The 13,203-nt window shown below is 41.7% G+C and carries 9 protein-coding genes and 1 other annotated feature (1 of these 10 only partly in view); all 9 genes read left to right on the top strand.

Annotated elements, in window-relative coordinates:
- Window positions 1-120: a sequence feature (ribosomal protein L10 leader region), on the top strand; it begins 31 nt to the left of the window's first position.
- A 39-nt stretch (window positions 121-159) separates the two neighbouring features.
- The 9 genes from rplJ to fusA all read left to right on the top strand — a co-directional run bounded on the left by rplJ (window position 160) and on the right by fusA (window position 13,176).
- The gene (gene rplJ, locus AC0VX1_RS00645; protein ID WP_413011113.1) at window positions 160-660 is read left to right on the top strand and encodes a 50S ribosomal protein L10; all 501 of its coding nucleotides are present in this window, start codon (window positions 160-162) and stop codon (window positions 658-660) included.
- Window positions 661-722: 62 nt separating this feature from the next.
- Window positions 723-1,082 carry a 50S ribosomal protein L7/L12 gene (gene rplL, locus AC0VX1_RS00650; protein WP_053349071.1) on the top strand — a complete coding sequence of 120 codons (360 nt, stop codon included), beginning with the start codon at window positions 723-725 and terminating at the stop codon, window positions 1,080-1,082.
- A gap of 195 nt (window positions 1,083-1,277) precedes the next feature.
- The gene (locus AC0VX1_RS00655) at window positions 1,278-1,883 is read left to right on the top strand and encodes a class I SAM-dependent methyltransferase (RefSeq protein WP_412997004.1); all 606 of its coding nucleotides are present in this window, start codon (window positions 1,278-1,280) and stop codon (window positions 1,881-1,883) included.
- 238 nt (window positions 1,884-2,121) lie between these two features.
- On the top strand, window positions 2,122-5,691 hold the full coding sequence (gene rpoB / locus AC0VX1_RS00660) for a DNA-directed RNA polymerase subunit beta (protein WP_048677874.1): 3,570 nt from the start codon (window positions 2,122-2,124) through the stop codon (window positions 5,689-5,691).
- Between the two features lie 183 nt (window positions 5,692-5,874).
- A complete protein-coding gene (gene rpoC / locus AC0VX1_RS00665) occupies window positions 5,875-9,471 on the top strand; it encodes a DNA-directed RNA polymerase subunit beta' (RefSeq protein ID WP_328131461.1) in 3,597 nt (1,198 codons plus the stop codon).
- Between the two features lie 294 nt (window positions 9,472-9,765).
- On the top strand, window positions 9,766-10,014 hold the full coding sequence (locus AC0VX1_RS00670; protein WP_034305040.1) for a 50S ribosomal protein L7ae-like protein: 249 nt from the start codon (window positions 9,766-9,768) through the stop codon (window positions 10,012-10,014).
- Between the two features lie 104 nt (window positions 10,015-10,118).
- Window positions 10,119-10,541 carry a 30S ribosomal protein S12 gene (gene rpsL / locus AC0VX1_RS00675; protein ID WP_034305038.1) on the top strand — a complete coding sequence of 141 codons (423 nt, stop codon included), beginning with the start codon at window positions 10,119-10,121 and terminating at the stop codon, window positions 10,539-10,541.
- 41 nt (window positions 10,542-10,582) lie between these two features.
- The gene (rpsG, locus tag AC0VX1_RS00680; protein WP_048677878.1) at window positions 10,583-11,053 is read left to right on the top strand and encodes a 30S ribosomal protein S7; all 471 of its coding nucleotides are present in this window, start codon (window positions 10,583-10,585) and stop codon (window positions 11,051-11,053) included.
- A 44-nt stretch (window positions 11,054-11,097) separates the two neighbouring features.
- Complete coding sequence (gene fusA, locus AC0VX1_RS00685; protein WP_061440380.1) at window positions 11,098-13,176, top strand: elongation factor G; 2,079 nt, start codon at window positions 11,098-11,100, stop codon at window positions 13,174-13,176.
- The last annotated feature ends 27 nt before the right edge of the window (window positions 13,177-13,203 follow it).

The following is a 13,203-nucleotide window of genomic DNA, read 5'->3' on the forward strand; positions in this document are numbered from 1 at the left end:
GTGCTCATTACGAGCTTAATTCCCTGCCGAGGTAATTCGATAATAATAGTCCTGGACTATGACTTTTGAAATTACTGCCTTCATGTCTGCAATAGAGATGAAGGCTTTTTCTTTGATACGGTATAAATGTTTTCAAGCAAATCTACAGGAGGTGTAAGGATGAACGCAATTATTGAACAAAAGCAAAAAATCGTTGCTGAGATTACTGATAAATTAACTGCAAGCCAATCAACAGTAGTTGTTGACTACCGTGGATTGACTGTTGCTGAAGTTACAGAACTTCGTAAGCAACTTCGTGAAGCTGGCGTTGAGTTTAAAGTTTACAAAAACTCTATGACTCGCCGTGCTGCGGAAAGTGCTGAACTTAGCGCTTTGAACGAATCATTAACAGGACCAAACGCAATTGCATTCTCAACTGAAGATGTTATTGCGCCAGCAAAAATCCTTAACGATTTTGCGAAAAAACATGAAGCTTTAGAAATCAAAGCTGGAGTTATCGAAGGAAATGTTGCAACTGCTGAAGAAATTAAAGCTCTTGCAGAACTACCTTCACGCGAAGGCCTACTTTCAATGCTACTCAGCGTGCTACAAGCACCTATGCGCGGACTTGCTCTTGCTACAAAAGCAGTTGCAGATCAAAAAGAAGAACAAGGCGCGTAAGCTAACCGCTTATTTAGCCAATTGATTCAAAAAAAACCAACCATTTCGAGGAGGAAATAAAAATGACTAAAGATCAAATCTTAGAAGCAGTTAAAAACATGACTGTTTTAGAATTAAACGACCTTGTAAAAGCAATCGAAGAAGAATTTGGCGTAACTGCTGCTGCACCTGTAGCTGTAGCTGCTGCTGGTGGCGCTGCTGCTGAAGAGCAAACTGAGTTTGATGTAATCCTTACATCTGCTGGAGATCAAAAAATCAAAGTTATCAAAGCTGTACGTGAAGTAACAGGTCTTGGACTTAAAGAAGCAAAAGAACTTGTTGACAACACTCCAAAAGCAATCAAAGAAGGCGCTTCTAAAGAAGAAGCTGAAGAAGTTAAAGCTAAACTTGAAGAAGTTGGAGCTGGCGTTGAAGTTAAGTAATCTTGCATAAACAAAAAGCTCGCTATCACTGGCGGGCTTTTTTTCTTCATTTTTAAAGAAATGATGAAAACTGGCCGTTAATGATTTAATAACGAGGATTTCGTTATTCTGACATTCCGGCGTGCAAGCATCCATTCTTCAATTCTCTTCTCTCATTAAATCTTCAATATTCCTTTCTGATAGGGGGAGATGACTCTGACAGAGCATTACTACTCACAAAAACCGGATGTCGTAAGCAATCCGAAATTTTGGGATTTCACATTAAAGGGACGTACCTTTCGCTTCAAAAGTGATAATGGTGTTTTTTCGAAAAAGGAAGTTGATTTCGGATCGCGTCTTTTGGTTGAGAGTTTCAACCTTAGTGAGGCTGTGGAAGGAAATATTCTCGATGTTGGTTGCGGGTATGGACCGATCGGAATATCGATTGCGGCAGCTTATCCCGATAGAACGATAGAAATGATTGATATAAATAGCCGGGCAGTTGAATTGTCAAAAGAGAATGCTGCTTCTAATGGGATCGCGAATGTGAAGATTTACGAAAGCGATCGTTTTGACAAAGTTGCCTCCAATCAATTCGCTGCGATTCTTACGAACCCTCCCATTCGCGCAGGTAAAAGTGTAGTCCACGAAATTTTAGAAGAAAGCTATCGCAGTTTGGTAGCTGGTGGAGAATTATGGGTTGTCATTCAAAAAAAACAAGGGGCTCCATCCGCAATGGATAAAATGGAGCAATTATTTGGAAATGTTGAAGTGCCTGTTAAGAAAAAAGGTTACTATATACTATTATCCAAAAAGGTTTGACTCTAAATTTTCGCTATGTTAGTATTATAAAATGCATATATATAATTCCGTAACTATGCAATTTTTATACCATTGGTGTATAATCAATGGATAATATGGGAAAAATATATAAATAATAGTTCGTTTTATGAGAAATAGTGGTTTTTAAAATAAAAACCATTTTCTTTTTGTCTATGGAAATGATTCCTTTTCCGAGGCAAATGGATCCTTATAACGCTTGATTTAAGGGGTGAATCAGTTGACAGGTCAACTTGTTCAGTATGGACGACACCGCCAACGTAGAAGTTATGCAAGAATCAGTGAGGTTTTGGACCTTCCGAATCTGATTGAAATTCAAACAGCTTCTTATCAATGGTTTCTAGATGTAGGTTTAAAGGAAATGTTCCAGGATATTTCTCCTATTGAGGATTTTACAGGTAATTTATCGTTAGAATTCATCGATTACAGCTTAGCTGAGCCGAAGTATTCTGTGGAAGAAACAAAAGAACGCGATGTTACGTATTCTGCACCACTTCGTGTGAAAGTGCGCCTTGTTAACAAAGAAACAGGGGAAGTAAAAGACCAAGATGTATTTATGGGCGACTTCCCGCTGATGACTGAAACAGGTACATTTGTCATCAATGGTGCTGAACGGGTAATTGTATCCCAATTAGTGCGCTCACCGAGTGTTTACTACAATGGGAAAATGGATAAAAACGGTAAGCTTGGGTTCTCTGCGACCGTTATTCCTAACCGTGGCGCATGGCTCGAATACGAAACAGACGCCAAGGATGTTGTGTATGTTCGAATCGACCGCACCAGGAAATTACCGATAACGGTATTGATGCGTGCCCTTGGATTCGGAACAGATCAAGAAATCATCGATTTGATCGGTGACAACGAATACCTTCGCAACACTCTTGAAAAGGATAACACCGAGAGTGTGGAAAAAGCATTACTGGAAATCTATGAGCGTCTACGCCCAGGTGAACCGCCTACTGTCGAAAACGCGAAAAGTCTTTTAGTATCACGCTTTTTTGATCCGAAACGTTATGATTTAGCTAATGTAGGCCGTTATAAAATAAACAAAAAACTGCATATTAAGAACCGTTTATTCGGACAACGTATTGCAGAGACTTTGATTGATCCTGAAACGGGAGAAATCATTGTTGAAAAAGGTACAATGCTTGATCGCCGGACTCTTGATAGGATTCTGCCTCATATCGAAGGTGGAATAGGGTTCAAAACATTCCATCCATCAGGTGGTGTAGTAGAGGAAGAAACTCTTCTTCAACCTATTAAAGTGTTTGCACCAAACGATGCTGAAGGCGAAAAAGTGATCAATATCATCGGTAATGCTTATGTGACCGACCAGGTCAAAAACATTACACCGGCTGATATCATTTCTTCCATCAGTTATTTCTTTAATTTACTGCATGGTGTGGGAATCACGGATGACATTGACCATTTAGGTAACCGTCGTCTGCGTTCCGTTGGTGAATTGCTGCAAAACCAATTCAGAATTGGTTTATCCCGTATGGAGCGTGTTGTTCGTGAAAGAATGTCCATTCAGGATACGAACACAATCACTCCACAGCAACTAATCAACATTCGCCCGGTCATTGCATCCATTAAAGAGTTCTTTGGAAGCTCACAGCTTTCACAGTTCATGGATCAAACGAATCCGTTGGCTGAATTGACGCATAAACGTCGTCTATCTGCATTGGGACCTGGTGGTCTGACACGTGAGCGTGCTGGCTTTGAAGTACGTGACGTTCATTATTCCCACTATGGCCGCATGTGTCCGATTGAAACGCCTGAGGGACCGAATATTGGTTTGATTAACTCGTTATCCAGTTTTGCAAAGGTTAACCCATATGGCTTCATTGAAACACCATACCGCCGTGTGGACCCTGAAACAGGTAAAATTACAAGCCAAATCGATTACTTAACAGCTGATGAGGAAGATAACTATGTAGTTGCCCAAGCGAATGTACGACTGTCGGATGACGGCTCATTCCTTGATAATGATGTTGTTGCACGTTTCCGCGGTGAAAATACCGTTGTTCCGCGTGACCGCGTAGATTACATGGATGTATCTCCTAAACAGGTTGTATCTGCTGCGACTGCATGTATTCCTTTCTTGGAAAACGATGACTCCAACCGTGCCCTTATGGGAGCGAACATGCAACGTCAAGCAGTTCCTTTGCTTCAACCGGAAGCCCCTCGAGTAGGAACGGGTATGGAGTATGTTTCAGCGAAAGACTCCGGTGCTGCAGTAATCTGTAAACACCCTGGTATCGTAGAGCACGTTGAATCACGTGAAGTATGGGTACGTAGGGTAAGTGAAGTAGACGGGCAGCAAGTAAAAGGAAATCTTGATAAATATCGTCTATTGAAATTCATTCGTTCCAACCAAGGAACGTGCTATAATCAACGCCCTATCGTAAGTGTTGGCGACAACGTTGTAAAAGGTGAAATTCTTGCTGATGGTCCTTCAATGGAAAAAGGTGAGTTGGCACTTGGACGTAACGTATTGGTAGCCTTCATGACATGGGATGGATATAACTATGAAGATGCCATCATCATGAGTGAACGATTAGTTAAAGATGATGTGTACACTTCCATTCATATTGAAGAATATGAATCTGAATCACGCGATACAAAATTAGGGCCTGAAGAAATCACTCGTGATATCCCTAACGTAGGGGAAGATGCGCTTCGTAATCTTGATGAGCGCGGAATTATCCGTGTGGGTGCTGAAGTGAAAGACGGAGACCTTCTCGTTGGTAAAGTCACGCCTAAAGGTGTAACGGAACTGACTGCTGAGGAACGTCTATTACATGCAATCTTCGGTGAAAAAGCACGTGAAGTAAGGGATACATCACTTCGTGTACCTCACGGCGGCGGAGGAATCGTTCTTGATGTTAAAGTATTTAACAGAGAAGACGGTGATGAACTGCCTCCTGGTGTAAACCAACTCGCACGTGTATATATCGTTCAAAAACGTAAAATCCATGAAGGCGATAAAATGGCCGGACGACATGGTAACAAAGGGGTAATCTCCAGGATTCTTCCTGAAGAAGATATGCCTTATTTACCGGACGGCACTCCAGTCGACATCATGTTAAACCCATTGGGTGTACCTTCACGTATGAACATCGGTCAGGTGTTGGAGCTACACTTGGGTATGGCTGCACGCGCACTTGGCATTCATGTAGCATCTCCTGTATTCGATGGTGCCACTGAGGAAGACGTTTGGGGTACGATTGAAGAAGCCGGGATGTCCCGTGATGCAAAAACTGTCCTTTATGATGGCCGTTCAGGTGAAGCATTCGATAACCGTGTATCAGTTGGTGTCATGTACATGATCAAACTGGCGCATATGGTCGATGATAAACTTCATGCACGTTCAACTGGACCTTACTCCCTTGTTACGCAGCAACCGCTTGGTGGTAAAGCGCAATTTGGTGGACAGCGTTTCGGTGAGATGGAAGTATGGGCACTTGAAGCTTATGGTGCCGCTTATACATTACAAGAAATCCTAACCGTTAAATCAGATGATGTCGTAGGTCGTGTTAAAACGTACGAAGCGATTGTCAAAGGTGAAAATGTCCCTGAACCAGGCGTTCCTGAGTCATTCAAAGTATTGATTAAGGAGCTTCAAAGTTTAGGATTGGATGTTAAAATCCTCAATGCCGAAGATCGTGAAATCGAAATGCGTGATTTGGAAGATGAAGATGAAGCCAACCAAGCAGACAAATTAAGCCTTGATTCAGAAACCAAAGATATGGTTGCTTCCGAAGTAGGAGCACCTGTCAAAGAATAAAATTAAATATAAACATTCAGTTATATATTACCTGCTCTGACTGGCAGCGAGATGTTCATTAGAAAATCATGCTGCCTTGTTAGAGCCTTATTGATTCAATCAACCATCATCCGGTGTAAGATTGCCTCATAACGTGACGGCAATCAAGGGTTAAACCTGGAGATTAAAAGGGAGGTAGGCCCCTTGTTAGACGTTAATAATTTTGAGTATATGAAAATTGGTCTTGCTTCACCAGACAAGATTCGTTCTTGGTCCCATGGAGAAGTTAAAAAACCAGAAACAATCAACTATCGTACGTTAAAGCCAGAAAAAGACGGTTTATTCTGTGAGAGAATTTTTGGACCTCAAAAGGACTGGGAATGTCATTGCGGAAAATATAAACGTGTTCGTTATAAAGGCGTAGTCTGTGACCGTTGTGGCGTTGAAGTCACCCGTGCTAAGGTGCGTCGTGAGCGTATGGGTCATATTGAACTGGCAGCACCAGTTTCACACATATGGTATTTTAAAGGAATTCCTAGCCGTATGGGACTTGTTCTTGATATGTCTCCACGGGCTTTGGAAGAAGTTATTTACTTTGCATCTTACGTAGTAACTGAAACGGGCGATACAACTTTAGAAAAGAAACAGCTTCTTTCTGAAAAGGAATATCGTACATACCGTGAAAAATACGGTAAGAAATTCCAAGCTGCCATGGGTGCGGAAGCTATTAAAAAACTTCTACAAGATATTGATACGGAAAAGGAAGTAGAGTCGTTGAAAGAGGAGCTTAAAACAGCCCAAGGACAACGCAGAACCCGTGCAATCAAACGCTTGGAAGTGCTTGAAGCATTCCGTAACTCCGGAAATGAGCCTTCATGGATGATCCTTGACGTGCTTCCGGTCATTCCACCGGAGCTTCGTCCTATGGTTCAACTTGATGGAGGACGTTTTGCCACATCTGATTTAAATGATTTATATCGCCGTGTTATCAACCGTAATAATCGGTTGAAAAGATTACTGGACCTTGGAGCACCAAGCATTATCGTTCAAAATGAGAAGCGTATGCTGCAAGAAGCTGTCGATGCTCTTATCGATAATGGCCGTCGTGGCCGTCCGGTAACTGGACCAGGTAACCGTCCGTTAAAATCTTTATCTCACATGTTAAAAGGAAAACAAGGCCGTTTCCGTCAAAACCTTCTTGGTAAACGTGTTGATTACTCTGGCCGTTCCGTTATCGTAGTCGGACCAAACTTAAAGATGTACCAATGTGGTCTTCCGAAAGAAATGGCGATTGAATTATTCAAACCATTCGTAATGAAGGAGCTTGTTCAAAGAGGTCTGGCGCATAACATCAAATCCGCTAAGCGCAAAATTGAACGTTTATCTCCTGAAATATGGGATGTCCTAGAAGAAGTTATTAGAGAACACCCAGTACTATTGAACCGTGCACCGACTCTTCATAGACTTGGTATCCAAGCATTTGAACCAACGTTGGTTGAAGGTCGCGCAATTCGTTTGCATCCGCTCGTATGTACAGCTTACAACGCTGACTTTGACGGTGACCAAATGGCGGTCCACGTTCCTCTATCTTCTGAAGCACAAGCCGAAGCACGCATGCTTATGCTTGCAGCACAGAACATTTTGAACCCTAAAGATGGTAAACCTGTCGTTACACCTTCTCAAGATATGGTATTAGGTAACTATTACTTAACGCTGGAAAGAGAAGGCGCTATCGGTGAGGGTATGATCTTTAAAGATACAAGTGAAGCATTACTTGCATACCAAAACGGATATGTACACTTACATTCCCGTTGTGCCGTACATGCATCGTCACTAAATAATGAAACATTCACTGAAGAACAAAACGGCCAACTTCTAATTACGACTGTTGGAAAATTGATCTTCAATGAAATTTTACCTAAATCATTCCCGTATATTAACGAACCGACACGTTATAATCTGGAAACCAAAACTCCAGAGAAATATTTTGTGGAAAAGGGCGCTAATATCCCTGAATTGATTAAGTCCCAACCTGCTATCGATCCTTTCAAGAAGAAAATTCTTGGAAATATCATTGCGGAAGTCTTTAAACGCTTTAAAATTACCGAAACATCCAAAATGCTTGACCGGATGAAAGATCTTGGATTCAAATATTCGACAAAAGCTGGTATTACCGTTGGTGTGGCTGATATTGTCGTTTTAAAAGAAAAACAAGGAATCATTACTGAGGCTCAAACCAAAGTGGATAATGTCTTGAAACAATTCAGACGTGGTCTTATTACTGAGGATGAGCGTTATGATCGCGTCATTTCGATTTGGAGTGCTGCCAAGGATACCATTCAGTCCAAACTTATGGACTCCCTGGACCGACGCAACCCAATCTTCATGATGAGTGACTCCGGTGCCCGTGGTAATGCTTCCAACTTTACGCAGCTTGCGGGTATGCGTGGTTTGATGGCCAACCCGGCTGGACGTATCATTGAATTACCGATCAAATCAAGTTTCCGTGAAGGTTTAACAGTGTTGGAGTACTTCATCTCTACACATGGTGCGCGTAAAGGTCTTGCCGATACAGCACTTAAAACAGCCGATTCCGGTTACCTTACCCGTCGACTTGTTGATGTTGCCCAAGATGTCATCATCCGTGATGACGATTGTGGAACCGACCGCGGCTTGAAAATTTCAGCCTTGAGAGAGGGCACTGAAATAATTGAGCATCTTGAAGAGCGCCTAATTGGCCGTTATGCAAGAAAAGCGATCAGACATCCAGAAACAAATGAAGTAATCGTGGCTGAAAACGACCTTATTACTGAAGATCTTGCGAACTATATTGAATCACTTGGAATTGAAACAGCATGGATCCGTTCCGCCTTTACATGTAATACCAGCCATGGTGTATGTAAAAAATGTTATGGACGCAACTTGGCTACCGGTCAAGAAGTTGAAGTGGGCGAAGCAGTCGGTATTATTGCCGCTCAATCAATCGGAGAACCTGGTACACAGTTGACGATGCGTACATTCCATACAGGTGGGGTTGCCGGGGACGATATCACTCAAGGTCTTCCTCGTATCCAAGAAATATTTGAAGCAAGGAATCCTAAAGGTCAAGCTGTCATTTCCGAAATTGAAGGAACGATTGTTTCCATCAATGAAATTCGGGATAAACAACAGGAAATCGTTGTTCAAGGTGCAGTTGAATCACGCACATATACTGCGCCATACACTGCGCGTTTAAGAGTAACTGTTGATACTCCTGTCCGTCGTGGTGAAGAGTTAACAGAGGGTTCCATCGATCCGAAAGAATTGCTGAAGGTTACAGACGTGCTTACTGTTCAGGAATACCTGCTTCATGAAGTTCAAAAAGTATACCGTATGCAAGGTGTTGAGATCGGTGATAAACATATCGAGGTAATGGTTAGACAAATGATGCGTAAAGTCCGTGTGCTTGATGCAGGCGAAACTGAAGTGCTTCCAGGAACATTGTTGGATGTTAACCAGTTCACTACTGCAAACACAGATGCATTGCTGACTAACAAATTACCGGCTACGGGCCGCCCTGTATTGCTAGGTATCACAAAAGCATCTCTAGAAACGGATTCCTTCTTGTCCGCCGCGTCATTCCAAGAAACAACTAGAGTCTTGACTGATGCAGCAATAAAAGGAAAACGTGATGAATTGCTTGGACTTAAAGAAAATGTCATCATCGGTAAACTTGTCCCTGCAGGAACGGGGATGCTTAGGTACAGAAAAGCAAACCCTGTCGTTGTTGACGAAAGTGCCGATACAGTAACAGTGGATTAATGGAAAAAGGACCAGCTCAATAATTTAAACTGAAAACCACACTCCCGTTCCTATTGAAGGAGATGAAGGATCAGAATATATTGAGCTGGTCTCTCTTATTACTCATGGCCGGCTGAAAAGCCTATGAGAATTTGATAATTTCCGTTTGGGCAAATTGAAAATCTTAATAGAATTATGTAAGGAAAACCTTTTGCTTGAATTATTTTTTTGAAAGAAGTTGACAGTATCCGACTTATAATGATACTATAGCAAAGGTGCTCCTATGTTACCCTGTAACTTTGGAGGATATGGACCATGTCTTATGAAAAAGTAATACAGGCAAAGTCAGTGATTATAGGGACGAAGCAAGCAGTTAGAGCTCTTAAAAACAATTTAATTCAAGAAGTTATCATCGCTGATGATGCAGATATATACTTGACTGGGCGTGTCGTTGAGACCGCCAAAGAATTGGATGTTCCTATCACATATGTTGATTCGATGAGAATGCTTGGCAAAGCATGTGGTATTGATGTCGGAGCAGCAACTGTTGCCATTAAAAAGTAAAAATGTTTTTGCAATAATATTTGCAAAGACTTTGTTTTTACCCATTTATGAACCACCTGGATGTGTGGTACTAGAAATGAAAACGTGAAGGGAGGAAAAATGTAATGCCTACTATTAATCAATTAGTGCGTAAAGGACGCGAGTCTAAAGAGGTTAATTCAAAATCTCCAGCACTTAACAAAGGCTACAACAGCTTTAAAAAAGCACAAACTAACGTATCATCTCCGCAAAAACGTGGTGTTTGCACTCGTGTGGGTACTATGACACCGAAAAAACCAAACTCCGCGTTACGTAAATATGCGCGTGTACGTCTAACAAACGGTATCGAGGTAACAGCTTATATCCCAGGTATCGGTCACAACCTACAAGAACACAGCGTGGTTCTTATCCGTGGCGGACGTGTAAAAGATTTACCAGGGGTACGTTACCATATCGTACGTGGTGCTCTTGATACAGCTGGAGTTAACAATCGTATGCAAGGCCGTTCTAAATACGGTACTAAGCGTCCGAAAGCAGCAAAAAAATAAACTAAAACCAAAATTGAACTTTCTTGAAAGGAGGAAATATAATGCCTCGTAAAGGACCTGTAACGAAAAGAGACGTATTACCAGATCCAATATATAATTCAAAACTTGTGACTCGCTTAATCAACAAATTAATGGTTGATGGACAAAGAGGTAAATCACAAAAAATTCTTTACTCTGCATTTGATTTAATCAAAGAACGTACTGGCAATGAGCCGATCGAAGTTTTCGATCAAGCACTTAAAAACATCATGCCTGTACTAGAAGTAAAAGCACGCCGTGTGGGTGGAGCTAACTACCAAGTACCAGTTGAGGTGCGTCCAGACCGTAAATCGACTCTAGGACTTCGTTGGTTAGTAAACTACTCTCGCCTTCGTGGAGAAAAAACGATGGAAGAGCGTTTAGCTTATGAAATCATGGATGCTGCCAACAATACTGGAGCAGCAGTTAAGAAACGTGAAGATACACACAAAATGGCTGAAGCCAACAAAGCTTTCGCACATTATCGCTGGTAAGATTAAACACTATAAAATCCTTATAGAAGGAAGGAGAAAGACAAATGGCAAGAGAGTTCTCCTTAGCAAACACTCGTAATATCGGTATCATGGCTCACATCGATGCTGGTAAAACGACAACAACAGAACGTGTTCTTTATTACACTGGTAAAATTCACAAAATCGGTGAAACGCACGAAGGTGCTTCACAAATGGACTGGATGGAACAGGAACAAGAACGCGGAATCACGATCACTTCCGCTGCAACAACTGCGCAGTGGAAAGGTCACCGTGTAAACATCATCGATACACCGGGACACGTAGATTTCACAGTTGAAGTTGAACGTTCTTTGCGTGTACTTGATGGAGCTGTAGCTGTACTTGATGCCCAATCAGGTGTTGAGCCTCAAACTGAAACAGTTTGGCGCCAAGCTACAACTTATGGTGTACCACGTGTCGTATTCGTAAATAAAATGGACAAAATCGGTGCGGATTTCCTATATTCAGTTGGAACAATCCACGATCGTCTACAAGCTAATGCTCACCCGGTTCAGTTACCAATCGGTGCTGAAGATCAATTCTCTGCAATCATTGACCTTATTGAAATGAAAGCTCATTTCTATGCTAATGATCTAGGAACTGATATCACTGTTGGTGAAATTCCTGAAGAACATAGGGAATTAGCTGAAGAATACCGTGAAAAGTTAATTGAAGCAGTAGCAGAAGTTAATGAAGACTTAATGGAAAAATACCTTGGCGGCGAAGAAATCAGCATTGCTGAATTAAAAGCAGCTATTCGTACAGCAACCGTTAATGTTGAATTCTTCCCAGTTATCTGCGGATCGGCTTTCAAAAACAAAGGTGTTCAATTAATGCTTGATAACGTTATCGACTTCCTTCCATCTCCATTAGACGTGCCGGCTATTAAAGGTACTCTACCGGATACAGAAGATGAAGTGGAACGCCATTCAGATGATTCTGAACCGTTCTCCGCTTTAGCGTTTAAAGTTATGACTGACCCTTACGTTGGTAAACTTACATTCTTCCGCGTGTACTCAGGTACATTAGAATCAGGATCTTATGTAATCAACTCAACAAAAGGTAAGCGTGAACGTATTGGACGTATCCTTCAAATGCATGCAAACAGCCGTGAAGAAATTTCTACTGTATATGCAGGAGATATCGCAGCAGCCGTTGGTTTGAAAGATACTACAACTGGAGATACTCTATGTGATGACAAGAACCAAGTAATTCTTGAGTCCATGGTATTCCCAGAGCCAGTTATCTCTCTATCAGTTGAGCCGAAATCAAAAGCAGACCAAGACAAAATGGGTCAAGCTTTACAAAAGCTACAAGATGAAGATCCAACATTCCGTGCGCATACTGACCAAGAAACTGGTCAAACGATTATCGCTGGTATGGGTGAACTTCACTTGGACATCCTTGTTGACCGTATGCGTCGCGAATTCAAAGTGGAAGCTAACGTTGGTGCTCCTCAAGTAGCATACCGTGAAACTTTCCGTGGTTCAGCTAAAGTTGAAGGTAAATTCGTTCGCCAATCAGGTGGTCGTGGACAATTCGGACACGTATGGATCGAATTTGGTCCAAACGAAGAAGGTAAAGGATTCGAATTTGAAAATGCTATCGTCGGTGGTGTAGTACCACGTGAATACATCCCTGCTGTACAAGCTGGATTAGTTGATTCACTTGACCGTGGTGTACTTGCTGGTTACCCGCTAGTCGACATCAAAGCTAAATTATTCGACGGTTCTTACCATGACGTTGACTCCAACGAAATGGCATTTAAAATTGCTGCATCAATGGCACTTAAAAATGCTGCATCTAAATGTAAGCCGGTTATCCTTGAACCAATCATGAAAGTGGAAGTAGTAATTCCAGAAGATTACCTAGGCGACATCATGGGAGATATCACATCTCGTCGTGGTCGTGTAGAAGGTATGGAAGCTCGCGGTAACACACAAATGGTTAAAGCGATGGTTCCACTATCTGAAATGTTCGGATATGCTACATCTCTACGTTCTAACACACAAGGACGCGGAACATTCTCTATGCACTTCGATCATTATGAAGAAGTACCTAAGAGCATTTCTGAAGAAATCATCAAAAAAAATAAAGGTGAATAATTGATTTTCATCTCTTATTAAAGTATA

Source organism: Peribacillus sp. QJM3NY_7 (assembly GCF_056173225.1).

Excerpts from the sequence above, each read along its gene's own strand:
- rplJ (WP_413011113.1), top strand. The coding sequence starts at position 160 with ATGAACGCAATTATTGAACAAAAGCAAAAAATCGTTGCTGAGATTACT.
- rpsG (WP_048677878.1), top strand. The coding sequence starts at position 10,583 with ATGCCTCGTAAAGGACCTGTAACGAAAAGAGACGTATTACCAGATCCA.
- rplL (WP_053349071.1), top strand. The coding sequence starts at position 723 with ATGACTAAAGATCAAATCTTAGAAGCAGTTAAAAACATGACTGTTTTA.
- rpsL (WP_034305038.1), top strand. The coding sequence starts at position 10,119 with ATGCCTACTATTAATCAATTAGTGCGTAAAGGACGCGAGTCTAAAGAG.
- AC0VX1_RS00670 (WP_034305040.1), top strand. The coding sequence starts at position 9,766 with ATGTCTTATGAAAAAGTAATACAGGCAAAGTCAGTGATTATAGGGACG.
- fusA (WP_061440380.1), top strand. The coding sequence starts at position 11,098 with ATGGCAAGAGAGTTCTCCTTAGCAAACACTCGTAATATCGGTATCATG.